This is a genomic window from Haloarchaeobius litoreus (genome assembly GCF_024495425.1).
Lineage (GTDB): Archaea > Halobacteriota > Halobacteria > Halobacteriales > Natrialbaceae > Haloarchaeobius > Haloarchaeobius litoreus.
This window is the reverse complement of sequence record NZ_JANHJR010000002.1, coordinates 104,882-129,204: the sequence shown is the minus strand read 5'-3', so window position 1 is coordinate 129,204 and position 24,323 is coordinate 104,882. Positions and strand designations below refer to the sequence as shown.

Below are 24,323 nucleotides of genomic sequence, written 5' to 3'. Positions count from 1 at the left end.
TACGTATATCGTAAACTCCTTCGCCGCCGACGCGCGTCAGCGAACGGGGGCTTTCCGCCTGTTCGTGATTGCAGGGGATTCGACGGTTGAGGGAGGATGCCGCCTGGTCTCGGTTCCAGAGGGTTCCACGACTACCAGACACGAGGTGAGCAGAATCGCCGCCTGTACTTTAGTGGCTGACTCACGTCGAGCCGAACATGCTCTCGGACGCGATGTCGCTCCTGCTCCAGGCCACGCCGCCTGAGTTCTGGCCCTCACAGTTCGGGGACGACTGGCCGAACGTCGTGCGACTCGGCTGGGGTGTGCTGGGGTTCGCCCTCGTCTTCATCTTGGGCTGGTACGTCCTCGACCCGGCCATCGGCCGCATCGTCCAGGCTCGCAACCGAAACAACCCGACCGTCGACGAGGCGATCTCGCGGTACTTCAGGCTGCTCGTGGTCGTCGTCGCGTTCCTCGTCGGCGCACTCGTCACGGGCTACGGCGCGTTCCTGCAGTCGTCGGCGCTCGTCGTCGCCGCCGGGACGCTCGCACTCGGCGTCGCTGGACAGACGGTCATCGCGTCGCTCGTCAGCGGCATGGTGCTCGTGCTGGACCCCGAGTTCAACGTCGGCGACTACATCGAGTGGGAGGACGGCGAGGGCACCGTCCGCGCCATCACGCTCCGGGTGACGCGGGTCCAGACGCCCGACGGCGGGCTGGTGACGCTGCCGAACACGAAGCTCACGAGCCAGGCGGTCACCCGGCCGCACGGCTACGACCGCACGCGGGTCGTCGAGCACGTCGGTATCGCCTACGAGGACGACGTGGACGAGGCGATGGCGCTGCTTCAGGAGGCCGCACGCAACGTCGACGGCGTGGTCGAGGGGCCGAGCCCGACGGCGTACGTCGACGAGTTCTCGGGCGACGCGGTCGTCCTCCGGGCCGAGTTCTGGGTGACCGCGCCGAGTCGGCGCAGCCTCTTCCGCATCCGGTCGAACTACGCCCGACGGGTGAAAGAGCAGCTCGACCGGGCCGGCATCACCATCGCCCCGGCGTCGAAGCGCGAGCTGCTGGGGCGGATCGAGGTCGACGGGGCCGAGTGACGGTCGCCTGATTGCCGGTAACTATTCGTACCCGAACCACCATCCCTGTCGCATGGCGGGGTTCGCTATCAGAGACCGCGGAGGGGAACGACCACGGGCCGACCATCATCGTCGATGAGTCGGTCGGCCAGACTCCCCGACGAGTTCGGTTCGCTGACGACTGGCGTGCTGCTCCACGACGCCACGACCGGGAGGATTCTCGACGTGAACGAGCGACTGGAACGACTGTTCGGGTACGACGCCCCCACGCTCCGGACGATGCAGGTGGAGGACTTCACCGCACCGACGACGAAGTTCACCCAGGAGACGGCCGTGGGTCGCATCCAGGCGGCGGCCGACGGCGACCCCCAGTCGTTCGAGTGGCAGATCGAGCGAGGCGACGGCGAGATCTGCTGGGTGTCGGTCGACCTCACGGGAATCGCGATCGGCGGGGGCGACTGCGTGCTCGCGGAGGTCAGGGACATCACGGAGTACAAGGCACGTGAGCGCCGGCTGCGGCTGCTCAACCGCGTCGTCCGTCACAACCTCCGGAACGACATCACCGTCCTCATGGGCTACGCCGAGCAGCTCAAGGACGCCGTCGAGCAGGAGCGCCTGGAGGAGGAGATCGAGACCATCCTCGACATCGCCGTGGACATCGGGTCGCTGAGCGACTCCATCGAGGAGTTCGAGGAGATCGCGGACCCGAACGCGAGGGGGCGCTCCCGGACCTCGGTGAACGAGCTCGTCCGCGAGCAGGTCGTGACGGCACAGCAGCAGTACCCCGAGGCGGCCGTGCGGCTCGACGAACAGGCGGCGGTCTGGGTGCTGGCCGACGAGGGGCTGAACCACGCGATCAGCCACGCCATCGAGAACGCCATCGTGCACAACGACCGCGAACAGCCGTCGGTCGAGGTGAGCGTCACCAAGGACCCCGAGAGCGGCCGCGGCGAGATCCGGGTCGTCGACGACGGGCCGCCCATCCCCGAGGTCGAGATCGAGGTCCTCGACGCGTCGGAGACGAAGACCGACACGTACCACGGCTCCGGGCTCGGCCTCTGGGTGATGCAGTGGTGCATCGACTCGCTCGGAGGCGAGCTGGTGTTCGAGACGAACGAGCCACGCGGGAACGTCGTCCGGATACTGCTGCCCCTCGACGGCAACGGGTGGTGAGCGGCGTCACCGCGGTCGCTCACTCCGCGCCCGAAAGCTCGGCCCAGACGCGCCAGGCGGGGTCCTCGTCGGGGTGGTGGACGCGCTCGCCGTCGACGTAGACCCCCTCGCCCGCGCTGATTCGGCCGGCGTCGGCGACGGGCGTCCCACGGGATTCGAGCGCGTCCACCACGGCGTCGACGCCATCGGGCCGCACGGCGACGAGGAGGCTCCCGCTGGTCGTCGCTGCCCACGGCTCCATGTCGAAGTACTCGCAGAGAGCGGCGGCCTCGTCAGACACCGGGGTCGCCGCCGACGCCACGTCGATGCGGACGCCCGCACCGCCGGCGAGCTCGACGAGCGCGCCCTGGAGCCCGCACTCCGTCGCGTCGTGCATCGCCGTGACGGGTCCACTCGCGGCGGCGACGAGGGCATCGCGGACGTGCTCGGTCGACGGGAGGCGCTCGGCCTGCCGGGCGAGCAGGTCGTCGGGGAGGTCGATTCGGTCGGGGAACAGCGCGGCGAACAGCGCGGTCGCCTCCACCGCGGGCCCGTGCGTGACGAGCAGGTGGTCGCCGGGGCGCGCGCCGTCGGGTCGGATCACGTCCTCGTGGTCGCCGACGCCGAGGACGGTCGCGCCGCCGACCCACGGGAACGCACAGCCGGCGTACCTGGCCGTGTGGCCCGTCAGCACCGTCGTTCCGAGGTCTTCGAGTTCCCCGGCCATCGTCTCCCAGACGGTCGCGAACTCGTCGTCGGTCATCGCGGGCGGGAGCGAGAACGAGATGGCGAGGTGGCTCGGCGGGATGCCGGAGACGGCCACGTCCGCGAGGACGACGCCGAGGGCGAAGCGGGCGGCGCGCTCCCAGCCGAGGTCCGGCAGGATGGAGACGGGGTCGGTCGCGGTGACGACCGCCTTGCCGCCCACGTCGAGGACGCCGAAGTCGACGCCGTGGCGGGGACCGAGCGCCACGTCGTCGCGGTCGGCACCGAGGTTCGGGTAGATCACCTCGTCGAAGAACGAGCGGTCGATCTTTCCGCGGTCGGTCATCGTCCCGAACTACCGGCCGGGGGTGGAAAGGCGTACCGTTCGGCGGGGCCCGCGAGTCGGTCCGCCGCGTCAGCGGTCCTCGAGCTCGTCGAACAGCGCGACGACCCGGCGCTCGACCTCGTCGCGGATGGCGGCGACCTCCTCCGGGGGTTCGCCGTCGGGGTCGGTGAGGTCCCAGTCTCGCACGTCGACGCCGGTGTCGAGCGAGAGCGTCGAGCAGCCCATCGTCGCGACCACGTCACAGGACTCGAGCTCGTCGTCGCGCACCTCCCGCGGCGTCCGGTCGGAGAGGTCGATGCCCACGTCGGCCATCGCGTCGACGACCGCCTCGTGGACGTGGTCGGCGGGGAGTGTGCCGCCGGTGACGATCTCCCAGTCGAGGTCGCGACGGTCGCGCTCGCGCTCGGCGAACGCGGTCGCCATCTGACTGCGACCGGCGTTCTGCACGCAGACGAAACCGAGGGTGGTCATTCGTCGGTCCCTCCGGGTTCGGTGGTCGCGTCGGCGTGGCCGGGGTCCACGGCCGCGAGCAGCGCCCTGGCCCGGTCGGTCGCCCGGTAGTAGCGCCAGCGACCCTCCTTCCGGCGGTCCACGAGGCCCGCGTCGGCCAGGGTCGAGAGCGCGTGGCTCACCGCGCTGTCGCTCACGTCCACGAGCGGGTCGAGCGCTGCCCGGTCGCGAACATCCTCCAGTTCGGCGACACTGGCGTCCACGTCGCCGTCACAGCAGCTCCCGCACTCGTCGGCGATGAGCCACTCAAGCCGGTCAGTCGCAGCCATATTCACAGATGAACAGCTGCTCATATGCTTGTTCGGGTGGCCGTCTGTCGGCCAGTTCCTGACGCACTCACCCTTGCCGAGTGCAACGTCGTTATGGGGCTGGGAGACCACGGTGAAGACACGCAGCAGTCCCCATCCCGCCGCCGGGGAGTACAAAAAAGTACTTAAAAACACGTCGCTAACTTCAGGTTAACGCAGACAATGCAAGGTCAAAACCAGCAGCAGGCGTACGACCGGGGGATCACTATCTTCTCGCCGGACGGACGTCTCTATCAGGTCGAGTACGCACGCGAGGCCGTCAAGCGCGGCAGCGCGAGCGTCGGGATCCGAACACCGGAGGGTGTCGTCCTCGTGGCCGAGCGTCGCAGCCGCTCGCCGCTGATGGAGCGCGACTCCGTCGAGAAGCTCCACAAGATCGACGACCACGTCGGCATCGCGAGTGCCGGCCACGTCGCCGACGCCCGCCAGCTCATCGACGTGGCGCGCCGGCAGGCCCAGGTCAACCAGCTCCGCTACGGCGAGACCATCGGGGTCGAGACGCTGACGAAGGCCGTCACAGACCACATCCAGCAGTACACCCAGACCGGTGGCGCGCGCCCGTTCGGCGTTGCACTGCTCGTCGGCGGTGTCGAGGACGGCGAGCCGCGCCTCTTCGAGACCGACCCCTCGGGCACGCCGTACGAGTGGAAGGCCATCGCCATCGGCGGCAACCGCGAGGAGATCCAGGGCTACCTGGAGAAGGAGTACGACGCGGAGCTCACGCTCCAGGGCGGTATCGACCTCGCCATCGAGGCACTGGCCGTCGGCGAGGAGGACGGCTTCCCGCCGGAGGGACTCGCCATCTCGACGATAGAGACCGAAAGCGGTGAGTACCGGACCCTCGAACTGGACGAGATAGAGAACAGACTCGCGGAACTCGACCTCCTCATGGAGGGTGACGACGAATGAAGCTCGACAACACCGACCCCTACGAACCCGAACTCGGCGCCTCCGAGTGGCGAGAACAGGCCGACGACGAACAGAACGTCAACAAGACCGGGACGACCACCATCGGCATCGCGACCGACGAGGGCGTCCTCATCGCGACCGACCGCCGTGCCAGCCTCGGCGGCCGCTTCGTCTCGAACAAGCAGGTCGTGAAGGTCGAGGAGATCCACCCGACCGCCGCGATGACGCTCGTCGGCAGCGTCGGCGGCGCACAGTCGTTCATCAGCTCCCTCCGCGCCGAGGTCAACCTCTACGAGACCCGCCGCGGCGAGGACATGAGCATCGAGGCGCTCGCCACGCTCGCGGGCAACTTCGCCCGCGGCGGCCCGTTCTTCGCCATCAACCCCATCCTGGGCGGCGTCGACGACGACGGCAGCCACGTCTTCTCCATCGACCCCGCCGGCGGCGTCATGAAGGACGACTACACCGTCACCGGCTCCGGGATGATGGTCGCCTACGGCCTGCTCGAGGGCGAGTGGCACGAGGACATCGAGATGGACGAGGCCCGCCGCCTCGCCGCCCGCGCCGTCCACAGCGCCGCAGAGCGCGACACCGGCTCCGGCAACGGGCTCGTCCTCTGTGAGGTCACCGCGGACGGCGTCGACATCACGGAGTACGACGACTTCCCGGACGAGGACGAGCTGTAAGTCGCGGTTTCGTCTCGCGAGTTCTTTTTTCGTGCTGCCGGCGTCGGTCCGCGCTGCCTATCCGAGAGTGATCAGGGCGACACCGGCGATGGCGACGCTCGCGGCGGCCAGCCGGACGCGGAAGTTCGACTCCTCCAGCACGACGCCGCCGAGCAGCACCGCGACGACGGCCTGCGCGTTGACGATGGGCGAGGCGACGCTGGCCGGGAGCGTCGTGAACGCGAGGGAGATGACGTGCTGGCCGACGGCGACGACCGCGCCGAAGGCGACGAACTTCCACCAGTCGGCGGCCATGGCCGCGCGGTCCAGCTTCGGGAGCGCGAGCGGCGCGATGGAGACGAACGTGGTGACGAGCATGACGACGACGAACGCGGCGGGGTCGACGCCCAGTTCCTGCAGGACGATCCGTTTCCCCACGTCGACGACGCCGAATGTCGCCGCGCTGAGGAGCGCGAGCTGGGCGGGCCGGGCACGGACCGCACGTCGGAGCGGCTCCAGCAGCGTGCCGGGCTCGTAGTTCACGAGGTAGAGCCCGAGCGTGACGACGACGATACCCGTGATCTGCACCATCGAGAGGCGCTCGTGCAGGAACAGCACCTCGATGGGCAGGACGAACGCGGGGACGACCTTGCTGATAGGCGCGACGTAGCTCACGTCACCCGTCGAGAGCGCCCGGAAGAACGCGAGCAGCGCGACGACGACGCCGACGCTCACCGCGAGCGACGCGACCAGTCCCGTCACCGTCATCGGGACCGGCGGGCCGTCCGTCGTCGCCACGGCAACAGGGAGGTACCAAGCCACAGCGGCGGCGTACACGCCGAACATGTAGACCGAAGCGGGGTACGCGGCGAAGTAGCGTTTCACGCCGAACATGTAGCCGCCGAAGAGGACCGCCGCGAACAGCGCGAGGGCGATACCGTTCACGGCTCATGCTCCCTCGCGGGCCGGGATGAACCGTCCGGTTGCGGCAGGACCTCGACCCCACCGCGTCGCGACCGTTCGACGGACGCGCGGCTGGGCGCGGTGCGGAACAGAGAGAAGGCGGCGTGGTTACTTGCCGCGGCCGCGACCGGAGGTGTTCGAGGGACGGGTGTGCTCGGTACCCTTGCCCTTGAACGTCAGGCCACGGTTCTGCTTGCCGGCGCTGGTGAGGCCACGGAACGCGCGGCCCGTGTGGCTGTCGTCGCAGATCCAGCTGAGGTCGTCGTCGTTCTCGATGGCCGGGTGCTCGGGGTCGACCATGATCACTTCGTGCCACTTCTGGGAGCCGTCCTCACCGACCCAGTAGGAGTTGAGCACGCGCATGTTCGGGTACTTGCGCGCGCAGCGCTCCTCGGCGATGCGCTGGATGTTCTTCCGGCGACCGATGCGGTTGACGCCCTGGCGCTTGGACCGGCGACCGGCCTTGTGGCGCTGCTTGCGGGCGTTCCCCTTGCGGACCGAGACGCGGGCGACGACGATGCCCTGCTTGGCCTTGTAGCCCAGCTCGCGGGCCTTGTCCAGCCGGGTCGGGCGCTCGACGCGCTCGATTGCGCCCTCCTGTCGCCAGTCCTGTTTTCGTTGCCACTGCAGCTCGGCGAGCTTCCCGTCGTCCGGGTCCCGCCAGGCTTCCTTGATGTGGGAGTAGAAGCTTCGTGCCATGTGTGTATCACCACGGGCGTTGTCCGGTTCAGTTCGCGTCGGCGAACCACATTCCGATGACCTGTTGTGCGCAGGTGCCCGCTGGAGCCCGTCCGCCAGCGAGTTACCCGAACTTCCCCACTGAGGGGGTTAAGGGCTTCGAAACCCCGTCGGCGGCAGACCGTGGTCATCGGTAACACGTGTCGATGGCGTTTACTCGTCAGCCGACGACAACGCAGTCATGGAACTGACAGAGAGCGTCGCGGTGGTGACCGGCGCGTCCGCCGGTATCGGCGAGGCGACGGCCCGTGCGCTGGCACGCGAGGGGTCCGCGGTCGTGCTCGTCGCGCGCCGGGCGGAGCGACTGGCGACACTCGCCGACGACATCGATGGCGAGACGCTGGTCGCGCCGACGGACGTGACCGACCCCGACGCCGTCGACGCGATGGTCGCGGCGACGCGCGAGCGGTTCGGGCGCATCGACGTGCTGGTGAACAACGCCGGGGTGGCCACGTTCGACCCGGTCGCCGAGGCCGACGGAGCCGACCTCCGACGACAGGTCGCGGTGAACCTCCTCGGCACGATGAACACGGTCCACGCCGCGCTCCCGGCCGTGCTCGACGGGGGCGGGCACGTCGTCTGCGTCTCGTCGATGAACGCCGAGTATCCCGCCGAACGGGGCAGCGCGTACACGGCGTCGAAGTGCGGCGTCAACGGCTTCCACGACTCGCTCCGCAAGGAGATGCGCGAGGAGGACGTCCGTGTCACCACCGTCATGCCGGGGCCGGTCGTGACCGAGATGCACGACTGGGCGGAGTGGGATGGCCGTGCGCTCGACCCCGACGACGTTGCGGACGCCATCGTGTTCGCCGTCTCCCGGCCGGACCACGTGGAGCTCCGCGAGCTGACGGTCGACGCGACGGACAAGCGGCAACCGTGGTGACCTGCGGCACCGGGGTCACCTGCTCGAGACCGTCCAGCAGTCCGTCCAGATGAGCCGGTTGGCTGGGTGCCCCCGAAGTTCCCGGACCAGCGTGCGCCCCCGGAGGCGGTAGGTGGCCCGGTGCACGGTCGCGTCGACGGGCTGCTCGGTCGCCGTCCCGGTCCGGGTCGGTTCGACCCCGTCGACTGCCATGTCGACCTCGTAGCCGTCCTCCACCGCCGTGACCTCGCTGACGGTGATGGATCGGATACCGGCATAGCCGTCGTCCGTCGCCACCACGTACACTTCCTCGAACTCGCGGACGTAGTCGACGACGCTCGACTCGGTCAGGCTCTCCGGGCGTGCCGGCAGTCCGTCGATGTCGGGCGTCTCGGAGCAGTTCTCGGGGACAGCGTCGGTGTGGGTAGTCGTCCCGTCGCCGTCGGTCGCGCCGTCGCCGAGACAGCCGGCGACGGTGGCGCTTCCGAGCGCGGTCGCGGTCGCTGCGAGGAGGGCGCGGCGTCGCATGGTCGACCCGTCAGTCTCGTTCGGTAAGTGTTTTGAGGGAGCGAGGGTGCAACCACGTCCCGTTCGGCGGTGACCGGACAGCGACACACGTCCACACCCGACTCCCCACACGGCTACCCAACAGTTTTTGACGCGCTCGACGTACCCGAAGTATGGAAAGAGGTACCATTCCACACGGCAGTGACGACGGGTCGGTCGGGGACGTCGCCTACCTCGCACGGTCGCCGCACCGAATCCCCACACTCGTCCTGTTGACCGAACGGCCCCGCAGCCGCTCCGAGCTCTGTGAGCTGGTGAACGTGTCCTCGTCCACCATACGACGGACGATGGGGGAGTTCGAGGACCGGCTCTGGGTCCGCAAGGACGGCTACAAGTACGTGGCGACGCGGCTGGGCGAGGCGGTCGCCGAGGGCGTCGATGAACTGCTCGACAGGCTCGGGACGGAACGGAAGCTGCGGGACGTCTGGCACTGGCTGCCCGACGAGGTCACCGCGCTCCCGGTCGAGAGCTGGTCCGAGCTGACCGTGACCGTCGCCGGCCCCGACTGTCCGTACCAGCCCGTGAACCGGTTCGAGTCCCTCCTCGGGGCGACGGACACGCTCCGCTGTATCCGCCCCGAGGTCGCGCTGATGGAGCCCTGTTTCGACCTGCTCTGTCGACTGGTCGACGACGGGCTGGACGTGACGATCATCGACCGACTGAACTGCCACACGTACTTCTACTCGACGTATCCGGAGCGCAGCACCGAGCTGCTGGAGCGGGAGAACTTCTCCGTCCTCGAACACGACGAGCTCCCACCGTACGGCACCACCCTGCTCGACGACCGCGTCGCCATCAGCTGTTACGAACGGGAGAGCGGAACGGTACAGGCGCTGATTGACACCGCACACCCGGCCGTCCGCGAGTGGGCCCGGGAGGTCTACGAGCGCCACAGCGCCGACGCCCGGCCGTTCGAACCCGCACCGCTCCCCGGGTGATGCCGGCGGACGGTGGACCTGCCACCCGGTCAGTCCCCGACCCGTCGGCAGAGAGTGGTACGGTCGCAGCGACTGCAGGAGTGCAACCTACCGCCGAAATCGCACGAGATAACTACAACGGCTCGAATCCCGTATCTCCGTTCGCCGGGAGGCGACACCACATGACCGACGACCAGACGATCGCACACGGAATAGACCTGGAGACACTCGGCGAATTCGCCGAACACGCGGCCACCGAGCCCGAGGCGGTCCAGCTCGGACTCGGCGCGTCGGCGACCTACGAGGGGACCGCGGCCCACAGCCTGGCGAAGATCGACTCGTACGAGCTCGGCGGCGACACCATCGCCCGCGAGACCCGTGAGTACACCGTCCCGTACGGCGGCTGGAAGGAGGTGCTCGACGCAGGCGGGTGGGTCGGGGCGACCGACCGGATCGAGCCGGTCGAGGCGGCGCTGTCGGCGCTGGCCGCCTGCATCAACGTCGGTATCAGCATCAACGCCGCCGCCAACGGCGTCGAGATCGACCACCTCAGAACGGACGTCCGGACCGACTTCGACCCCGCGGTCCTGTTCAGTCTCGCGGAGGTCGCCGAGGCCGACTCGGTGTTCCAGAACCTGACGGCGGAGGTCGAGATCGAGGGACCGGACCTCGACCCGGACATGGTCGACGAGTGGGCGCGGCGGGCCCCGGTCTACACGCTCGTCTCGCTCGCACAGGACGTCGAGGTGAGCCTCAACACGCCCGTCGAGGCCGCCGACGACTGATCGAGGCCCGACGGCCGGGACGGGGGCGGCGAACCGGTCCCGGCTCAGGCCGAGTAGTAGTACTCGCCCTCGTCCTTCTGCTGCTTGTCGAGCTGCGAGCCGGGCTTGTTGACCCGGGGCCGCTTCGTGCGCTCGTCCCGTCGGAACGTCACGTCGAGGTTCGCGAGGAACTCGTTCATCCCCGAGCGCATCGCCTGGGGACGGCCGGCGTGGCCGTGCTCGGCGGGCTCGCCGTCGAACACCATCAGCCGGTCGGCGAGCAGGTCGATCATGTAGATGTCGTGGTCGATGACCATGACGGTCGCGTCCTGGCTCTCGGCGTAGCGCCGGATGGCGCTGGTCGCCTGGACGCGCTGCTCGACGTCGAGGTGCGCGGAGGGCTCGTCGAGCAGGTAGAGGTCGGCGTCCTCGGAGAGACACGCCGCGATAGCGACGCGCTGGCGCTCGCCGCCGGAGAGGTCCTCCAGGTTCTGCTCCATGATGCGTTCGAGCTGGAGGGGCTGGGCGATCTCCGTGTTCCAGTACGAGGAGCCGAACTGGTCGGTGATGGACTGGAGGAACACGTCGACGCGCATCGGCTGGTCGATCTCGACGTACTGTGGCTTGTAGGAGATGTCGAGCCGGAAGTCGAGCTCGCCCTCGTCCGGTTCGAGGCTGCCGTTGAGCAGCTTCGCGAGCGTGGACTTCCCGATGCCGTTCGGGCCGACGATGCCGAGCACCTCGTTCTCGTGGACGGTGCCGCCGTCGACGGTGAGCGAGAACTCGCCCTCGCCGTAGCTCATCTCGAGGTCGGGGTACTCGACGAGCACGTCGCCCTTCGCGACGGTGCGCGGAGCGTGCTCCTCGAACTGGATGGCGTTCGGCCGGATGCGCATGTTCTCGTTGTCGAGGTAGCCCTTCAGGTACTCGTTGATGCCGTTCCTGACGGATTTCGGGTCCGTGACGACACCGTACGCGCCGGGCTCACCGTAGGCGACGTGGAGGTTGTCCGCGAGCAGGTCGAGGATGGCCAGGTCGTGCTCGACGACGAGCATCGACCGGTCGCCGTCGGCCGCGAGGTCGCGGATGAGCCGCGCGGCGGTGACGCGCTGGCCGATGTCGAGGTACGGCGTGATCTCGTCGAGGAAGTAGAAGTCCGCGTCCCGGGCCAGCGTCGCGGCCAGCGCGACGCGCTGGAGCTCGCCGCCGGAGAGGTCGCCGATGTGCTGGTCCATCACCGGCCGGATGCTCAGGCGGTCGATGATGGCGTCGAGGTCGCCGCGCTCGTCGGTCGAGGCGAGCAGCTCGCGCGTGGTGCCGTCGAACTGGTTCGGGATCTGGTCCACGTACTGCGGCTTGCGGGCGACGCTCACGTCGCCATCGCGGAGCTCGCGCAGGAACGCCTGCAGTTCGGTGCCGCGGTAGCGGTCGAGCACGTCGTCCCAGTCGGGCTCGGTGCCGTAGTTCCCGAGGTTGGGCGTGAGCTCCCCGGCGAGGATGCGGACCGCGGTCGTCTTCCCGATACCGTTCGGGCCGAGGATACCCGTCACGCGACCCTCGTCCGGGGCGGGCAGTCCGTACAGCGAGAACGCGTTCTCGCCGTAGCGGTGTGCCGGCTCGTCGTCGAGCTCCTGGGGCAGGTTGATGATCTCGATGGCGTCGAACGGGCACTTCTCGACGCAGATACCGCAGGTCTCGCCCAGACAGATCTCCTCGGAGATGCGCACCTGGTCGGGCTTCCCCTCCATGGCCTCCTCGCCGCGGAGGGTGATGCACTCCTTCCCGGTGCGGTTCGGCGGGCAGAAGTTCTTGCACTCGTAGTTGCAGCGGTCGGGCTGGCACCGTTCCAGGTCGACCACCGCGATGCTATCGTCCGCCATCGGTCACCCCGTGTGCTGCGCGGTGAGCATGATTCCCCACGTCACGAACCAGAAGGAGAAGGTCATGAACGCGATGAACAGGAAGTCCTTCGCCCCGAAGTCGTCCTTGTAGACGCCGAGCAGCCGCTGGAGGAGCGGCTGGACCGCGATGGCGACGATGACGACGAGCTGTGCCGTCTGGTTCTGTGCCGCGATCGTCGCCGTCTCGGCCCCAGCGCTGAGCGACGCCGAGAGGAAGGCCGCCGCGACGCCGACCCCCGCCGAGAGGGCCGTCCGCGTGACCGTATGAAAGTGCTGGTCCTCCGAGTCCGCCGTGTCGGAGCCAGCCGTGTCGGTAGCCATGTTCGTGGGTGTGTGAGCGCCGGTAAAAAGGCGTTCGCTTGTCTCCCGTCCTGGCAGGTGTCCAGTAGGCTCGTTGGGGTGAAGTTTAAGGTCGTGGCGGTTTTCGATTCGTAACGATGAGCACAACCGGGGAGGAACTCGAGGAGCTACCGCCCAGCGCCAAGCTCGTGTACAAGGTGCTCGAATACGACGGCCCGCTCACGCAGAAGCAGATCGTCCAGGAGTCGATGCTCTCGGCCCGGACGGTCAGGTACGCACTGGAACGGCTACAGGAGATCGATCTCGTCAATCAGGACGTCTACTTTGCCGATGCTCGACAGAGTCTCTACGAGATCGAGGAGGAGAAAGTGGCAGCCGACGGCGGCGAGGCCGACTGCAACGAAGCCGAGCCCTGCTGCGCGGAGTAACACTCTTTCGCTGCACTCGTTCTCGGCGGTCCGGTCCATAGCGACCGCCCAATCGAAGTCGTGCTGTGCGCTCGCCGCCGGCCACACCGCCTTTAACCGAGGCGAGCGAGGGGTCGGTTATGAGCGATGGTGACGGGGGTCCGCCGTCCGACGACGGCACCCGCGACGGCGGGCCGACCCAGGACACCACGGACAACGAGCAGTCAGCCGACGTGCGCTCGCCGGCGACCGACCCCCGGGCCCCGGAGACGGAGAACCCGCGACGACGGCTGGTGGTCGTCGGCGTCGTCGTCCTCATGGTCGGCGCGAGCATCGCCGGCGTCGCCTGGGCCCTCACGCAGAGCCCGGAAGAACCGGTCGAGGCACCGGACGTCGCGTTCGACCTCTCGGTCCAGCCCGATGGCCCCGCGACACTCAGCCACGCCGGCGGTGAATCGGTCCCGGCCGGACGCCTCGTCGTCGCGGTCGACGGCGACCGGGCGACGTGGGGTGACCTCCGGTTCGACACCGGCCCGGACGACCCCGTCGCGCCGGGCGACTCGGTCAGCCTCGTGGGCGTCGACTCCGGCGAGGTCGTCACCGTGTTCTACGTGGCGGACGGTCAGGAGGTCCGCATCGCGGCCATCACCGTCACCGCGGCGTGAACAACGCTGTCGCCACGACCGACCGTCACGTCGGTCCGAACGTCGCCCGGAGTCGAACCGCCTTTCGTGCTCGGGGACGGTAGCCAGCCCATGAACGTCAAGCGCATCGCCGCCGTCCTCGTCTTCCTCGTCGTCGGGAGCTTCGTCGCCGGCACGTTCCAGTCGACCCCCATCGCCGGCATGTCCGACGCCCAGCGCACCGCCCTCGGAATCGCGTTCTCGACACCCGTCGGCATCGCCGTCTTCGCCCTCGTCGCGGGCACGTTCGACACCGACGGCTACCTCGAAGAGCGCTCCTGGGCCGGGAAGTTCGGCGACCTCGTCTTCGTCGAACTCGCCGCCGTCATCGGCGCGCTCGCCGCCGCAACCGCCCTCGAAGGTGCGATACCGAGCTTCGCGGGCTGGACCGGTGCCGCCCTCGGCTACTTCCTCGCGTTCTTCACCTTCCTCTGGCGGGCCGGCGAGTACAACGAGACGCCCGCACGGGACGAGTAGGTCGCTGGACGCTGTTTCCGTCGCTGGACGCTGTTTCCGGACTGCTCGCGACGGTTCCCGTGCTCCAGCACAGCGCGCTGGCGAGCGTACCGCGAGCTCCGAGTCAATCAGCGTTCACAATTACTGTAACCCGCCACCGCCGGCGCGCGGCTGGCTCGTCTGCCGAAGGCCGCGAGCCATTCCGCGCGAGGACATCGGGAGCGCAGCGAGTGCAGCCATCGAGCCGGTCGGGGCTTCCCGACTGTTCCCCCACCCGTTGCTCTCGTCAACGGAGACGTTTGCACGGTGCGCAACACCGCGACGACCAACACCGGAACCGCAGCCAGCCCACGCAGTAGACCCACCTCGTGACTGCCGACTCCGAACCCTTATTCACGGTCCGGGTCCACGACACGCGTATGCGAATCGCACTGCTCGGTGGCACGGGCGACATCGGCCAGGGGCTCGCGCTCCGCTGGGCCTACGACACGGACCACGAGGTACTGATCGGCTCGCGCGACGCCGAGAAGGCGCGTACGGCGGCCGAGTCGTACGAGACGGAGCTGGACAGCCGCGGCGTCGACCGGACGGTGAAGGGCTTCGTCAACGAGATGGCGGCCGACCGCGCGGACGTGGTCGTGCTCGCCGTCCCGCCGTACCACGTCGGCGACACGGTCGATTCGGTGGCGGGGAAGCTGGACGAGGACACCATCCTCGTCTCACCGGCGGTGGGGATGAAAGGCGACGAGGACGGGATGCACTACCACCGGCCCGGCGCGGGCAGCGTCACCGCCATCGCCGCCGAGGCGGCCCCGGACGACGTGTCGGTCGTCGGCGCGTTCCACAACCTCTCGGCGGACCGGCTCGCCAACCTCGACGTGGAGCTCCACCTCGACACGCTGGTCGTCGGGAACGACACGGACGCGAAGGACATCGTACGCCGGCTCGCCGATGAGATCGAGGGACTACGTTCGCTCGACGCCGGCCCGCTCGCCAACGCGGCGGAGGTCGAGAGCGTGACGCCGCTGGTCATCAACATCGCGCGCTACAACGACGGGATGCACGACGTCGGCGTGACGTTCGAGTAACGGGCGACGAACGACTGCTGTTGCTCGCGGAACTCGGTACTGCAGGCGGCTGCCCCGGCCGCCACCGTCGACGTGTCTACGCGTCGGCGTGTCTACGCGCCGGCCTTCTCGAGAGCGTCCTCGAGGTCCTCGCGCTGGGTGACCCCGACGAAGCGCTCGACGACGCCGTCGTCGTTCTCGACGATGAGCGTCGGGAGCGAGCGGACCTGGTACTCGTTCGCCACGTCCTGCTCCTCGTCGACGTTGATCTTCTCGACCTCGAACCGGTCGGTCCAGTCCTCCTCGAGCTCGTCGAGGATGGGGTCCTGCGTCTTGCAGGGGCCACACCAGTCGGCGTAGAAGTCCTTGAGCGTGACTGCCATAATCGGCCGACTGTTCCCTCGCTGCGCGCATAAGGGTTTGGTTAGGCGAGGAGCGTACACGACCGCGGGAGCGACCCGAACGCGGTGTCGAAAGGTTTAGACCGTCGCAGTGACGAGAGGCCGGTATGAGCAAGGGAGAGAACTCCGGCGGGCTGATGTCCAGTGCCGGACTCGTCCGCTACTTCGACGCCGAGGACCGCAACGCCATCCAGATCGACCCCAAGACGGTCGTCGCGTTCGGTGTCTTCTTCGGCGCACTCGTGATGGTGCTGCGCGTCGCGCTGTAGGTTCGGGCACGTCCCCGTCCACGACACCGGCAGCATCGCGGACTCGCGAGGCTTTTCCTTCGGCACTCGCTAGGTCGGGATATGACACTAGTCGCTGGCGTCGTCGCCGTCCAGGGCGACGTCTCCGAGCACGCCGACGCCATCCGTCGGGCGGGCCGTGCCCACGGCGAGGAGGTCGAGGTACGCGAGATACGCGATGCGGGCGTCGTCCCCGACTGCGACCTGCTGCTCGTGCCGGGCGGCGAGTCGACCACCATCTCCCGGCTGCTCCACGAGGAGGGTATCGCGCCCGAGATCGTCGCCCACGTCGAGGCCGACAAGCCGATGCTCGCGACGTGTGCCGGGCTCATCGTCACCTCGCGCGACGCGAAGGACGACCGCGTCGAGACGCTCGGCCTCGTCGATGCGAGCGTCGACCGCAACGCGTTCGGCCGACAGAAGGACAGTTTCGAGGCACCGCTCGACGTCGCGGGCCTCGACGAGCCGTTCCCGGCCGTCTTCATCCGCGCGCCGGTCATCGACGAGGTGGGCGACGACGTCGAGGTGCTGGCGACGTGGGACGAGCGCCCGGTCGCGGTGCGCGACGGGCCCGTCGTGGCGACCTCGTTCCACCCCGAGCTGACGCCCGACGTGCGCGTCCACCGGCTCGCCTTCTTCGCCGCGGACGAGGCCGACCCGCTGGCCCGGTGAGAGCGGGGACTTTTCTACCTCGGTCCCCTCCGTCCGGCCATGAACGCAGCCATCGACGCGGTCCGCGTCGCGGGAACCCGCGACGGACCCGTCCCCGTGGTCGTCCTGAGCGTCGAGGACGCCGAGGACGTGGTCCCCATCTTCATCGGCTTCGAGGAGGCCATGGCCATCGCCCGTGGCCTCGACGCCGAGGACATCGGCCGGCCGCTGACCCACGACCTCCTGCTCGACGTGGTGGAGGAGCTGGGCGGGCGGGTCACGCAGGTCGTCGTCAGCGCGGTCGAGGACGGCACCTACATCGCGGACCTCCACGTGGCCACCCCGCGGGACGACGTCGTCGTCGACGCCCGGCCGAGCGACTCGCTCGCGCTCGCCGCCCGCACGAACGCTCCCATCGAGATCTCGACGGCGGTGTTCGAGGACAGCCGCCGCGACGCCGGGGAGTTCGCCGAACTGGACGACATCCGCGAGGTGACGGAGTACGCATGAGCGGCGAACCGACCGGGCCTGCCAGCCAGTCCACCGACGAGTCGACGGCCGACGTGCTCGACGAGCTGTTCGCCGTCGTCGAGGACCGCAAGGCAAACCTCCCCGAGGGCTCCTACACGACCAGCCTGTTCACCCACGAGAAGGGCGAGAACGCGGTGCTGGAGAAGCTCGGCGAGGAGACCACGGAGCTGGTGCTCGCGGCGAAGGACGACGACCACGAGGAGCTCGTCCACGAGAGCGCGGACATCGTCTACCACCTGCTCGTCCTGCTCTCGATGAAGGACGTTGACATCGACGAGCTGCGGGCGGAGCTGGCGGAGCGGCGGTGAAACTACAAACACCATAAACAATAACCAAAAGAAACTTTCGTGAACGTACGGAGTGTTCAAAAAGCTTCTTGCCCCCTCCCCTGGCATGCAGTAGCGTGTCATGACAGGTAACAGACGGCAGTTCCTGCGGGCCACGGGTGCGTCGCTGGGCGCGCTCGCGCTCTCGGGCATGGCGGCGACGACCGCGACGGCAGCCGACCCGACCGACGACTGGCAGCCCGCGGATTCGAGCAACTACACCAACGCGAGCCGGAGCGCCTCGGACATCCGCTGGGTGGTGCTGCACACCATCGAGGGGAGCTACGAGGGCTGTATCAGCTGGTTCCAGAACCCCGACTCGAACGTCTCCTCGCACTACGTCGTCGGCAACCAGGCCGACCAGACCACGAAGATGGTCCAGCTCGAGGACGTGGCGTGGACGCAGGGCAACGGGCCCTACAACGACACCGGCGTCTCCATCGAGATGGAGGGCTACGCGAACTCGACCGACTTCAACGACAACATCTACCAGCAGACAGCCGACGTGGTCCGGTACGTCTGCGAGACGTACGACGTGCCGATGCAGCACCCGACCTACGACATCGCGCCCTGCTCGGCGTACGACGGCCAGGGCGGCGTCATCGGCCACGAGCAGATCCCCTCGCCGTACGACTGCTCACAGGTCACCGGCGGGAAGGTCGACCCCGGCGACACGTGGGACTGGGACTACTTCATGTCGCTCGTGAACGACGGCAGCGGCGGCGGGGGCGGCGGGAGCGACCCCACCTTCGCCGATGGCGACATCGTCCACAACACCACCGACCTGAACACGCGCGAGCAGCCCGACACGAGCGCGACGCTCGTCGACACGTTCCCCGCCGACACCACCGCCGAGGTCGTCAACGGTCCCGTCGAGTCCGACGGCTACACCTGGTGGGGGCTGCACTGGCTCGACGCCGACGTGTGGGGCTGGTCCGTCGAGGCGTACCTCGCTGCCGGGGGAGGTGCCACGTTCTCCGACGAGCAACCCGTCCAGACGACCGCCGACGTGTGGGTCCGCGAACAGCCGGGGCTCGACGCCCCGAAGGTCCAGGTGATGCCCGCGTACACCGGTGGCAACGTCGTCAACGGGCCGGTCGACGAGGACGGCTACACCTGGTGGGGCGTCCACTTCGACGACGGGACGAACGTCTGGGCGTGGTGCCCCGAGGAGTGGCTGGCCGCGGTGTAGCACCGCACCCCACGGCGGACCGCCACCGTACACCACGTCTCGGCGCACGAACCCACAAGGAACGCCTTATACGTCCGCGCAGACAACGTATGACCATGATTTTCGAGAGCCTTCCGACGACCCCCCGGTCGGAGGAACTCATCGACAAGGCGTTCTCGCGGGCGGCCCGCTCGGGGCGAGCCAAGTCCGGCCACGAGGCCCAGAGCTCGATGCTCCAGACGGCGTCGAACATCCTCTCCGACAACATGGAGAACGTCGTCACGGCCTGGCCCGACTTCGACACGGTCGACCCGTTCTACTACGAACTCGCCGACGCCATCGTCGACGTCGACGAACTGCGACAGTCGCTCAGCGAGGTGAGCTGGGCGTCACGCAAGACAGCCGAGATCCGCTCGGAGTACGAGGGCCGGATGCGGCGCAACGACGTCGACACCGCCCGCAAACTCCGCAAGCAGGCGTTCGCCCGCCTCGCCGACGTGGTCGAAGAGGTCGAGGACGACCTGCTCCGCATCGGCGAAGCACGGGACGAGCTGAAGACGCTGCCCGACATCGACCCCGACGCGCCGACCATCGTCGTCGCCGGCTACCCGAACGTCGGCAAGTCCTCGTTCGTCAACACGGTCACCCGCGCCCGCGGCGAGACCGCCTCCTACCCGTTCACGACGAAGGGGATCGGCGTCGGCCACTTCGAACGGGACCGCGTCCGCTACCAGGTCGTCGACACGCCCGGCCTCCTCGACCGGCCCGCCGACGAGCGCAACGACATCGAACAGCAGGCCATCTCCGCGCTGACCCACCTCGGCGACTGCCTCCTGTTCATGGTCGACGCCAGCGGTGACTGCGGCTACCCGCTCGACGCACAGCTGGCGCTCCGCGACGCCGTCGCCGACGACTTCGAGGACGTCCCGCTGCTCACCGTCTGCAACAAGAGTGACCGCTCCCGGGACGTCGACGCCGACCTGTACATGAGCATCACCGAGGACGAGAACGTCGACGGTGTCCTCGACGCCGCCGTCGAGGCCATCGGCTACGAGCTCGAACTGCCCTTCGAGAAGTCGAACTAGGCCGGCTCCGCGAGAACCGAGTTCTGCGCCCACGGCGCGCCCGACGACGAGCGGCGCGGCTCCGGAGCCGCCCCCGATTGCGCGGTGCTGCCCTGCTCCGATACCGTCACGGAGTCGATGTACCGGACCTCGACGACCAGTCCGTCGCCGTTCCGAAGCACACTCGCGATCCGTTCAGGCAGTAGCGGATACGACTCACCGGGCGGTCGCGCCACCGTGACGACGACGCGCTCCGGTCGGGGGTCGAACGCCCGCTCGTAGACGTTGTCATCGTGGACGAGTTCGATGTCGACCAGCGTCGCCTCCGGGTACTCGTCGACGGTGTCCTGAACGCCGGCTACCATGTCGTCCTCGATGGTCGCCGTCGTGTAGGATATGTAGGTCACACCGCCGAGGAACACCGAGAGCACGGCGATAGAGGCGACGAGTACCCCGATGCGCTGGAGCGTCACCGACCGAGCCTCGTCGGTCCGGAACCACTGTCTGGGGCGGTACCCCGCGTACCAGAGCGTCGCTGTCCCCGCGAGGTTGATGGAGAGGACGTTGAGGAGCACCAGCACGCTCGCGCCGAGCACCACGAGGGGGAGCCCGTAGGCGATGCCGATGCCGATGACGGCCGTCGGCGGGATGAGCGCCACGGCGATCATGACGCCGACGAGCGACGCGGAGACGCCCGTCCGGAGCGAGGTCGCACCGGCGACGCCAGCTCCGATTGCGACGGCGAGCGAGAGGAAATCCGGGAGCAGTCGCTCGCGGACCTGCCCGATGGTGGTTACGTCCATCGGCGGGATGAGGCGAGCTTCCTTGAGCAACACCGCGAACCCGGCCGCCGCGAGGATGGCGACGAGGACGCCGAGCAGCTGGAGGCGCGCGCCCCGAACGAACATGCCGCGGTCGTCGAGGACGGTTCCGACGCTCGCGGCCATCGCCGGTCCGATGAGCGGCGCGATGACCATCGACCCGACGACGACGGCCGCCGAGTCGAGCAGCACGCCAGCCGTCGCGATGACGGCACTGATGACCGTCAACAGCACGTAGGTTGAGAACTCCGGTGCCATCTGGTCGGCCTCCGTCTTCAGCTCCTCGCGGGAGATACGGCCGCCCGTCTCCTCGTCCTCGGCGTACTCCTCGCTGAGGCGCTCGAACTTCTTCGAGACGACCGTCTGCGCGTCGAGGACGACCGTGTAGGACTCCCGTTCGATACCGGCTTCGCGGAGGCGTTCGAGGATCGGCTCCACCGCCTCCGTCGGGAGCGGGAACGAGACGACGGCGGTGTACTCCTGGCCGCTCATCTCGTCCGTCAGTGCGTACTCGACACCCGCGTCGTCGAGCGCGTCGAGGACGGCCCGGCGCTTCCCGGCCGGAATCATGACCTGGACGAGTCGCACGTAACTCCCGACGCAGAACGAGCAGAAAAAGCCCGTGGGTCGGGCGATGCCTGCGGCTGGAACGCCCGACTGGTGGAGTGGCGAACAGGCGACGCGCTACTGTCCACCGGACGATGCGTCGCACACCCGCTCAGGGTCCGGTGGCGGCTCGGAGGGGCACGCCGTCGTTGGCCGCGTGCTCCGTGATAAAGCCCGGGAGTGTTCAGACCCACCACGGCACGTGACGTTTCCAGAACCGGAACAGCCCGCGGACGGCCGGGAACGCCTGTCCGTCCCGGTGGAACCGGTGTGTGCTGTACACCGTGACCGGGACGCCGACGACGCACCCGACTCCAACGACGACCAGCACCACCCGCACCGACCACGGGACGATTCCGAGCGAGAGCAGCGTGAGCACGGCGAAGGCCAGGGCGAACGAGAGCCCATCGAGGAACCCGAAACCGAGCGCAACGACGTGGTCGACGGCGGAGGCCATGTGCCGGCTGTCGAACTCGTCACACGTCACTCTTCGGGAACGCGGACCCAACGAGACATCCTTTTCCCCGTCGGGCCGGTACGGACGACCATGTTCGAGAACCGTCCGAACTGTGCCCACGAGGTCGTCTTCGTCGGGCGGTCAAACGTCGGCAAGTCGACGCTGATGCGCGAGATTACCGGCCACTCCTTCGACACCGGCGGCAAACCCGGCGTCACCCGCGAGCCGAACCACTACGACTGGTCCAGCCACGACTTCGTCGTCACGGACCTCCCCGGCTTCGGCTTCATGTCCGGCGTCGAAGCCGACCGCCGCGAGGCCATCAAGGACGACATCGTCGCCTACCTCGAGGAGTACGCCGACAACTTCCTCGCCGCGGTCCTCGTCGTCGACGGCAAGAGCGCCGTCGACATCATCGACCGCCACTCCGGCGAGGACGAGATCCCCTACGACGTCGAGATGTTCCACTTCCTGCGCGAACTCGGCGTCCCCACGGTCGTCGCCGTCAACAAGATGGACAAGGTCGACGACCGCGACGAGCGCCTCGACGACCTCTGTGACCGGCTGGGTCTCTACCCGCCGTGGCAGCAGTGGCAGGACGTCGTCGCCCCCATCACCGCGAAGCAGGGCCGTATCAGTGCACTCAACGAGGCCCTCCGCGACCACCTCCACGCGCAGAACCACGACGAACTGTTCCAGTACTTCTGACGGCCGACGGGGCTAACTCGCTCCGTCGAAAACCCGGTCACGATGACAGACGGTCCACGCTACGTCGTCAACGTCGAAGCAGCCATCTACCGGGGCGGCGAGTACCTCCTCGTCGAGCGTGCAGCCGACGAAGCACACGCGAGCGGCCAGCTCGCGCTCGTCGGTGGCAGGGTCGAGGACACCGCACAGGGCACCGAGGCGTTCGAGGACACCGTCCGCCGCGAGGTCCGCGAGGAGGTCGACGTGCGCGTCAGCGACCTCGAATACGTCCAGAGCAACGCGTTCACCACCGACACCGGCACCGACTGCCTGAACGTCGTGTTCCTCGCTCGCCACGGCGAGGGCGAGCCGACCGTCGCTGCCCCCGAAGAAGTCGCCGCGACCCACTGGCTCGCACCCGCGGACGTGGAGACACACCCCGACTGCCCCGAGTGGACCGCCGCGTTCGTCGCCCTCGCCGACGAGCGACGGCGGTCGCTGGGGTGGTAGTTCCAGAATGGGGCGGCTCGGGTTGAGTGCCTCGTCACACGGGGCTCGGTGGGGGTAACCCTCGTCACCGCCGCCCGGTCGGGACTACGCCGACCGACGGTTTCTCACTTGCGACTCCGGCCGACGGTTGAAGTACGAGAAGGCGACCAGCACCGACATCACCTGAACTACAGCCCACGACGGTCGAGGCGGGTGTGCGACGAGCCGTCGTGTGTCGCCGAGTCGCCTGTCAATCACGCCAGTCGGCGAGTGCCGACAGTTCGTCGGCCACGGCGTCGACCTCGTCGGGGTCGAGTTCGCCGCGCTCGGTGACGAACGCGTCGACGAGATGGGCGGGGGTCTCGTCGAACAGCGGGTTGAACGTCGTCAGTGGTGCGTCACCGTCGTACACCGCCGAGCGACGGCCACTCTCGACGTTGACCGAGGCCTCGGTGTGGATCTTGTCCGTCGAGGCGACGACGTAGCAGGGCACCTCCTCGTGAGCGGCGGCGATGGTCGCCGTGCGCGTCCCGACCTTGTTGACGACGGTGCCGTCGGGGAGGATGGTGTCGGCACCGACGAGCACCGCGTCCACCTCACCGGTGACGATGGCCTGGGCGACGGCGGCGTCGGGCAGCAGCGTGACGGGGCCGTCGTCGACGAGCGCTTCCGCGACGGCGACGCCCTCGCCGCCGGGCTCGGAGGTGGCGACGAACACCTCCTCGGGGTCGCCCTCGGCGAAGGCCCGGAGGACGGTCCCTGACCGCGACAGCGTGAGGACCGTCCGGTCGCTGACGAGCGCGCCGGCCCGGACGGCGGCGTCGGTGTCGGCCGTGACGGCGCGGTGGATACCGTCGGTCGCAGTCTCGCGCACCGACGCGGCGGTCCGTTCCGGCCCGGCGAGAACGCGGTTCACGCGATTTCGCAGGACCGCCATACTGGGCCGCGAGCGACAGAGCCGTCTCCCGAGGTCCGTGAGCTCGTCCCAGGCGTCCTCGTCGGATTCGTCCTCGGCGACGAGCGTCGCGGCTCGGTCGCGTAGCACCTCGAGCGCGCGGATGGAGAGGTAGGACGCGCCGTGTTCGTCGTCGGCGGTGACGCTCCGGACGGAGGGAGCGACGCGTTCGTAGGTGGCCCACAGCTCGGGCACCACGTCGCGGTCGAACATCGCCGTCGGCGAGACCCACTCGTAGGCGTCGTGCTCCTCGCTCGTCGTCACCTCGCGGGTAGTCACGTCGAACAGGAACGGGTGGACAATCCACGTTCGGTCGAGGTCCTCGTCGACGACGCGGACGGGGTTCCCGGCCCTGACGAGCGTCCGCTCCGCCTCGCCGATCCCCGTCTCCTCGTCGATCTCGGTCTCGACCTGTGACTCCGAATCGCCCTCGGCGTAGCCGGAGACGCCGCCCCAGTTGCCCTGATACGTCCCGACAGCGCCGCTCCGCCGCAGCAACAGCACCTCGCCGTCGTGCCGCAGGAACGCCGTCACGACGTGGGCCTCCTCGCTCATGAGTCGATGAACGAAAGCCAACGCTGTGAGTGTTGTCATCG

31 protein-coding genes are annotated in these 24,323 nt (G+C 68.6%); 19 read left to right on the top strand and 12 right to left on the bottom strand.

Going from position 1 to position 24,323, the window contains the following annotated elements:
* Positions 1-197: 197 nt before the first annotated feature.
* Both NOW55_RS07480 and NOW55_RS07475 read left to right on the top strand, forming a co-directional pair.
* The gene (locus NOW55_RS07480) at positions 198-1,082 is read left to right on the top strand and encodes a mechanosensitive ion channel family protein (RefSeq protein WP_256399482.1); all 885 of its coding nucleotides are present in this window, start codon (positions 198-200) and stop codon (positions 1,080-1,082) included.
* A gap of 114 nt (positions 1,083-1,196) precedes the next feature.
* A complete protein-coding gene (locus NOW55_RS07475) occupies positions 1,197-2,234 on the top strand; it encodes an ATP-binding protein (protein ID WP_256399481.1) in 1,038 nt (345 codons plus the stop codon).
* A 19-nt stretch (positions 2,235-2,253) separates the two neighbouring features.
* Here the strand turns inward: NOW55_RS07475 and NOW55_RS07470 are convergent, their stop codons facing one another.
* The 3 genes from NOW55_RS07470 to NOW55_RS07460 form a co-directional block, all read right to left on the bottom strand.
* Positions 2,254-3,264 (bottom strand): AIR synthase family protein, encoded by a 1,011-nt coding sequence (locus tag NOW55_RS07470; RefSeq protein ID WP_256399480.1) that lies wholly within the window; start codon positions 3,262-3,264, stop codon positions 2,254-2,256.
* A 69-nt stretch (positions 3,265-3,333) separates the two neighbouring features.
* A complete protein-coding gene (locus NOW55_RS07465) occupies positions 3,334-3,735 on the bottom strand; it encodes an arsenate-mycothiol transferase ArsC (RefSeq protein ID WP_256399479.1) in 402 nt (133 codons plus the stop codon).
* On the bottom strand, positions 3,732-4,043 hold the full coding sequence (locus tag NOW55_RS07460; RefSeq protein ID WP_256399478.1) for a helix-turn-helix domain-containing protein: 312 nt from the start codon (positions 4,041-4,043) through the stop codon (positions 3,732-3,734). The genes NOW55_RS07465 and NOW55_RS07460 overlap by 4 nt, the downstream gene beginning before the upstream one ends.
* Positions 4,044-4,244: 201 nt before the next feature.
* On the opposite strand from NOW55_RS07460, the gene psmA reads away from it, so the two are divergent.
* Together psmA and psmB are read left to right on the top strand one after the other, a co-directional pair.
* Positions 4,245-4,991, top strand: coding sequence for an archaeal proteasome endopeptidase complex subunit alpha (gene psmA / locus NOW55_RS07455; RefSeq protein ID WP_256399477.1), 747 nt, complete (start codon positions 4,245-4,247; stop codon positions 4,989-4,991).
* Entirely contained in the window at positions 4,988-5,677 is a 690-nt protein-coding gene (gene psmB / locus NOW55_RS07450; RefSeq protein ID WP_256399476.1) for an archaeal proteasome endopeptidase complex subunit beta, read from the top strand. Before psmA ends, psmB begins: the two co-directional genes overlap by 4 nt.
* Before the next feature lie 57 nt (positions 5,678-5,734).
* Here the strand turns inward: psmB and NOW55_RS20750 are convergent, their stop codons facing one another.
* Both NOW55_RS20750 and NOW55_RS07440 read right to left on the bottom strand, forming a co-directional pair.
* Positions 5,735-6,601, bottom strand: a complete 867-nt coding sequence (locus NOW55_RS20750) for a DMT family transporter (RefSeq protein WP_256399475.1) — start codon at positions 6,599-6,601, stop codon at positions 5,735-5,737.
* Positions 6,602-6,727: 126 nt separating this feature from the next.
* On the bottom strand, positions 6,728-7,318 hold the full coding sequence (locus NOW55_RS07440; RefSeq protein WP_256399474.1) for a 50S ribosomal protein L15e: 591 nt from the start codon (positions 7,316-7,318) through the stop codon (positions 6,728-6,730).
* Between the two features lie 220 nt (positions 7,319-7,538).
* Here NOW55_RS07440 and NOW55_RS07435 point away from each other — a divergent pair, with 220 nt between their 5' ends.
* The gene (locus NOW55_RS07435) at positions 7,539-8,240 is read left to right on the top strand and encodes an SDR family oxidoreductase (RefSeq protein WP_256399473.1); all 702 of its coding nucleotides are present in this window, start codon (positions 7,539-7,541) and stop codon (positions 8,238-8,240) included.
* Between the two features lie 15 nt (positions 8,241-8,255).
* Here the strand turns inward: NOW55_RS07435 and NOW55_RS07430 are convergent, their stop codons facing one another.
* Positions 8,256-8,747 carry a response regulator gene (locus NOW55_RS07430; RefSeq protein ID WP_256399472.1) on the bottom strand — a complete coding sequence of 164 codons (492 nt, stop codon included), beginning with the start codon at positions 8,745-8,747 and terminating at the stop codon, positions 8,256-8,258.
* Positions 8,748-8,899: 152 nt separating this feature from the next.
* Between NOW55_RS07430 and NOW55_RS07425 the strand changes: the two genes are divergently transcribed.
* Entirely contained in the window at positions 8,900-9,724 is an 825-nt protein-coding gene (locus tag NOW55_RS07425) for a helix-turn-helix transcriptional regulator (RefSeq protein WP_256399471.1), read from the top strand.
* Between the two features lie 161 nt (positions 9,725-9,885).
* Positions 9,886-10,488: an OsmC family protein gene (locus tag NOW55_RS07420; RefSeq protein ID WP_256399470.1), complete on the top strand. Its 603-nt coding sequence runs from the start codon at positions 9,886-9,888 to the stop codon at positions 10,486-10,488.
* Positions 10,489-10,532: 44 nt separating this feature from the next.
* On the opposite strand, the gene NOW55_RS07415 is transcribed toward NOW55_RS07420, so the two are convergent.
* Positions 10,533-12,347 (bottom strand): ribosome biogenesis/translation initiation ATPase RLI, encoded by a 1,815-nt coding sequence (locus tag NOW55_RS07415; RefSeq protein WP_256399469.1) that lies wholly within the window; start codon positions 12,345-12,347, stop codon positions 10,533-10,535.
* Between the two features lie 3 nt (positions 12,348-12,350).
* The gene (locus NOW55_RS07410) at positions 12,351-12,689 is read right to left on the bottom strand and encodes an EMC6-like membrane protein (protein WP_256399468.1); all 339 of its coding nucleotides are present in this window, start codon (positions 12,687-12,689) and stop codon (positions 12,351-12,353) included.
* A 116-nt stretch (positions 12,690-12,805) separates the two neighbouring features.
* Here NOW55_RS07410 and NOW55_RS07405 point away from each other — a divergent pair, with 116 nt between their 5' ends.
* From NOW55_RS07405 to npdG, 4 genes are all read left to right on the top strand, one after another.
* Positions 12,806-13,096, top strand: a complete 291-nt coding sequence (locus NOW55_RS07405; protein ID WP_256399467.1) for an ArsR family transcriptional regulator — start codon at positions 12,806-12,808, stop codon at positions 13,094-13,096.
* A 119-nt stretch (positions 13,097-13,215) separates the two neighbouring features.
* Positions 13,216-13,740: a hypothetical protein gene (locus NOW55_RS07400; RefSeq protein WP_256399466.1), complete on the top strand. Its 525-nt coding sequence runs from the start codon at positions 13,216-13,218 to the stop codon at positions 13,738-13,740.
* A 90-nt stretch (positions 13,741-13,830) separates the two neighbouring features.
* Positions 13,831-14,235 carry a hypothetical protein gene (locus NOW55_RS07395; protein ID WP_256399465.1) on the top strand — a complete coding sequence of 135 codons (405 nt, stop codon included), beginning with the start codon at positions 13,831-13,833 and terminating at the stop codon, positions 14,233-14,235.
* Positions 14,236-14,633: 398 nt separating this feature from the next.
* A complete protein-coding gene (npdG, locus tag NOW55_RS07390; RefSeq protein ID WP_256399464.1) occupies positions 14,634-15,302 on the top strand; it encodes an NADPH-dependent F420 reductase in 669 nt (222 codons plus the stop codon).
* A 92-nt stretch (positions 15,303-15,394) separates the two neighbouring features.
* Here npdG and NOW55_RS07385 read toward each other — a convergent pair whose 3' ends face one another.
* A complete protein-coding gene (locus NOW55_RS07385) occupies positions 15,395-15,664 on the bottom strand; it encodes a thioredoxin family protein (RefSeq protein ID WP_256399463.1) in 270 nt (89 codons plus the stop codon).
* A gap of 125 nt (positions 15,665-15,789) precedes the next feature.
* Between NOW55_RS07385 and NOW55_RS07380 the strand changes: the two genes are divergently transcribed.
* The 6 genes from NOW55_RS07380 to NOW55_RS07355 all read left to right on the top strand — a co-directional run bounded on the left by NOW55_RS07380 (position 15,790) and on the right by NOW55_RS07355 (position 19,733).
* On the top strand, positions 15,790-15,951 hold the full coding sequence (locus NOW55_RS07380) for a preprotein translocase subunit Sec61beta (RefSeq protein WP_089733897.1): 162 nt from the start codon (positions 15,790-15,792) through the stop codon (positions 15,949-15,951).
* A gap of 81 nt (positions 15,952-16,032) precedes the next feature.
* Positions 16,033-16,641, top strand: a complete 609-nt coding sequence (gene pdxT / locus NOW55_RS07375; RefSeq protein WP_256399462.1) for a pyridoxal 5'-phosphate synthase glutaminase subunit PdxT — start codon at positions 16,033-16,035, stop codon at positions 16,639-16,641.
* A 39-nt stretch (positions 16,642-16,680) separates the two neighbouring features.
* Complete coding sequence (locus NOW55_RS07370; protein WP_256399461.1) at positions 16,681-17,130, top strand: bifunctional nuclease family protein; 450 nt, start codon at positions 16,681-16,683, stop codon at positions 17,128-17,130.
* A complete protein-coding gene (gene hisE / locus NOW55_RS07365; protein ID WP_256399460.1) occupies positions 17,127-17,459 on the top strand; it encodes a phosphoribosyl-ATP diphosphatase in 333 nt (110 codons plus the stop codon). Before NOW55_RS07370 ends, hisE begins: the two co-directional genes overlap by 4 nt.
* 100 nt (positions 17,460-17,559) lie before the next feature.
* Positions 17,560-18,669 carry an N-acetylmuramoyl-L-alanine amidase gene (locus NOW55_RS07360; RefSeq protein ID WP_256399459.1) on the top strand — a complete coding sequence of 370 codons (1,110 nt, stop codon included), beginning with the start codon at positions 17,560-17,562 and terminating at the stop codon, positions 18,667-18,669.
* A 95-nt stretch (positions 18,670-18,764) separates the two neighbouring features.
* Positions 18,765-19,733 (top strand): NOG1 family protein, encoded by a 969-nt coding sequence (locus NOW55_RS07355; RefSeq protein WP_256399458.1) that lies wholly within the window; start codon positions 18,765-18,767, stop codon positions 19,731-19,733.
* Here the strand turns inward: NOW55_RS07355 and NOW55_RS07350 are convergent.
* Complete coding sequence (locus NOW55_RS07350; protein ID WP_256399457.1) at positions 19,730-21,121, bottom strand: TIGR00341 family protein; 1,392 nt, start codon at positions 21,119-21,121, stop codon at positions 19,730-19,732. The two genes, NOW55_RS07355 and NOW55_RS07350, sit on opposite strands and share 4 nt — an antisense overlap.
* 202 nt (positions 21,122-21,323) lie before the next feature.
* Entirely contained in the window at positions 21,324-21,596 is a 273-nt protein-coding gene (locus NOW55_RS07345; protein ID WP_256399456.1) for a hypothetical protein, read from the bottom strand.
* Positions 21,597-21,686: 90 nt separating this feature from the next.
* Between NOW55_RS07345 and engB the strand changes: the two genes are divergently transcribed.
* Positions 21,687-22,304, top strand: a complete 618-nt coding sequence (gene engB, locus NOW55_RS07340; RefSeq protein WP_256399455.1) for a GTP-binding protein EngB — start codon at positions 21,687-21,689, stop codon at positions 22,302-22,304.
* A 42-nt stretch (positions 22,305-22,346) separates the two neighbouring features.
* On the top strand, positions 22,347-22,793 hold the full coding sequence (locus tag NOW55_RS07335; RefSeq protein ID WP_256399454.1) for an NUDIX domain-containing protein: 447 nt from the start codon (positions 22,347-22,349) through the stop codon (positions 22,791-22,793).
* Positions 22,794-23,022: 229 nt separating this feature from the next.
* On the opposite strand, the gene NOW55_RS07330 is transcribed toward NOW55_RS07335, so the two are convergent.
* Positions 23,023-24,282 carry an eIF2B alpha/beta/delta subunit family protein gene (locus NOW55_RS07330; RefSeq protein WP_256399453.1) on the bottom strand — a complete coding sequence of 420 codons (1,260 nt, stop codon included), beginning with the start codon at positions 24,280-24,282 and terminating at the stop codon, positions 23,023-23,025.
* Between the last annotated feature and the right edge of the window lie 41 nt (positions 24,283-24,323).

What these genes read in the sequence shown, in the direction of transcription:
- NOW55_RS07480 (WP_256399482.1), top strand. Translation starts at nt 198, where the DNA reads ATGCTCTCGGACGCGATGTCGCTCCTGCTCCAGGCCACGCCGCCTGAG.
- NOW55_RS07475 (WP_256399481.1), top strand. Translation starts at nt 1,197, where the DNA reads ATGAGTCGGTCGGCCAGACTCCCCGACGAGTTCGGTTCGCTGACGACT.
- NOW55_RS07470 (WP_256399480.1), bottom strand. Translation starts at nt 3,264, where the DNA reads ATGACCGACCGCGGAAAGATCGACCGCTCGTTCTTCGACGAGGTGATC.
- NOW55_RS07465 (WP_256399479.1), bottom strand. Translation starts at nt 3,735, where the DNA reads ATGACCACCCTCGGTTTCGTCTGCGTGCAGAACGCCGGTCGCAGTCAG.
- NOW55_RS07460 (WP_256399478.1), bottom strand. Translation starts at nt 4,043, where the DNA reads ATGGCTGCGACTGACCGGCTTGAGTGGCTCATCGCCGACGAGTGCGGG.
- psmA (WP_256399477.1), top strand. Translation starts at nt 4,245, where the DNA reads ATGCAAGGTCAAAACCAGCAGCAGGCGTACGACCGGGGGATCACTATC.
- psmB (WP_256399476.1), top strand. Translation starts at nt 4,988, where the DNA reads ATGAAGCTCGACAACACCGACCCCTACGAACCCGAACTCGGCGCCTCC.
- NOW55_RS07440 (WP_256399474.1), bottom strand. Translation starts at nt 7,318, where the DNA reads ATGGCACGAAGCTTCTACTCCCACATCAAGGAAGCCTGGCGGGACCCG.
- NOW55_RS07435 (WP_256399473.1), top strand. Translation starts at nt 7,539, where the DNA reads ATGGAACTGACAGAGAGCGTCGCGGTGGTGACCGGCGCGTCCGCCGGT.
- NOW55_RS07430 (WP_256399472.1), bottom strand. Translation starts at nt 8,747, where the DNA reads ATGCGACGCCGCGCCCTCCTCGCAGCGACCGCGACCGCGCTCGGAAGC.
- NOW55_RS07425 (WP_256399471.1), top strand. Translation starts at nt 8,900, where the DNA reads ATGGAAAGAGGTACCATTCCACACGGCAGTGACGACGGGTCGGTCGGG.
- NOW55_RS07420 (WP_256399470.1), top strand. Translation starts at nt 9,886, where the DNA reads ATGACCGACGACCAGACGATCGCACACGGAATAGACCTGGAGACACTC.
- NOW55_RS07415 (WP_256399469.1), bottom strand. Translation starts at nt 12,347, where the DNA reads ATGGCGGACGATAGCATCGCGGTGGTCGACCTGGAACGGTGCCAGCCC.
- NOW55_RS07410 (WP_256399468.1), bottom strand. Translation starts at nt 12,689, where the DNA reads ATGGCTACCGACACGGCTGGCTCCGACACGGCGGACTCGGAGGACCAG.
- NOW55_RS07405 (WP_256399467.1), top strand. Translation starts at nt 12,806, where the DNA reads ATGAGCACAACCGGGGAGGAACTCGAGGAGCTACCGCCCAGCGCCAAG.
- NOW55_RS07400 (WP_256399466.1), top strand. Translation starts at nt 13,216, where the DNA reads ATGAGCGATGGTGACGGGGGTCCGCCGTCCGACGACGGCACCCGCGAC.
- NOW55_RS07395 (WP_256399465.1), top strand. Translation starts at nt 13,831, where the DNA reads ATGAACGTCAAGCGCATCGCCGCCGTCCTCGTCTTCCTCGTCGTCGGG.
- npdG (WP_256399464.1), top strand. Translation starts at nt 14,634, where the DNA reads ATGCGAATCGCACTGCTCGGTGGCACGGGCGACATCGGCCAGGGGCTC.
- NOW55_RS07385 (WP_256399463.1), bottom strand. Translation starts at nt 15,664, where the DNA reads ATGGCAGTCACGCTCAAGGACTTCTACGCCGACTGGTGTGGCCCCTGC.
- NOW55_RS07380 (WP_089733897.1), top strand. Translation starts at nt 15,790, where the DNA reads ATGAGCAAGGGAGAGAACTCCGGCGGGCTGATGTCCAGTGCCGGACTC.
- pdxT (WP_256399462.1), top strand. Translation starts at nt 16,033, where the DNA reads ATGACACTAGTCGCTGGCGTCGTCGCCGTCCAGGGCGACGTCTCCGAG.
- NOW55_RS07370 (WP_256399461.1), top strand. Translation starts at nt 16,681, where the DNA reads ATGAACGCAGCCATCGACGCGGTCCGCGTCGCGGGAACCCGCGACGGA.
- hisE (WP_256399460.1), top strand. Translation starts at nt 17,127, where the DNA reads ATGAGCGGCGAACCGACCGGGCCTGCCAGCCAGTCCACCGACGAGTCG.
- NOW55_RS07360 (WP_256399459.1), top strand. Translation starts at nt 17,560, where the DNA reads ATGACAGGTAACAGACGGCAGTTCCTGCGGGCCACGGGTGCGTCGCTG.
- NOW55_RS07355 (WP_256399458.1), top strand. Translation starts at nt 18,765, where the DNA reads ATGATTTTCGAGAGCCTTCCGACGACCCCCCGGTCGGAGGAACTCATC.
- NOW55_RS07345 (WP_256399456.1), bottom strand. Translation starts at nt 21,596, where the DNA reads ATGGCCTCCGCCGTCGACCACGTCGTTGCGCTCGGTTTCGGGTTCCTC.
- engB (WP_256399455.1), top strand. Translation starts at nt 21,687, where the DNA reads ATGTTCGAGAACCGTCCGAACTGTGCCCACGAGGTCGTCTTCGTCGGG.
- NOW55_RS07335 (WP_256399454.1), top strand. Translation starts at nt 22,347, where the DNA reads ATGACAGACGGTCCACGCTACGTCGTCAACGTCGAAGCAGCCATCTAC.
- NOW55_RS07330 (WP_256399453.1), bottom strand. Translation starts at nt 24,282, where the DNA reads ATGAGCGAGGAGGCCCACGTCGTGACGGCGTTCCTGCGGCACGACGGC.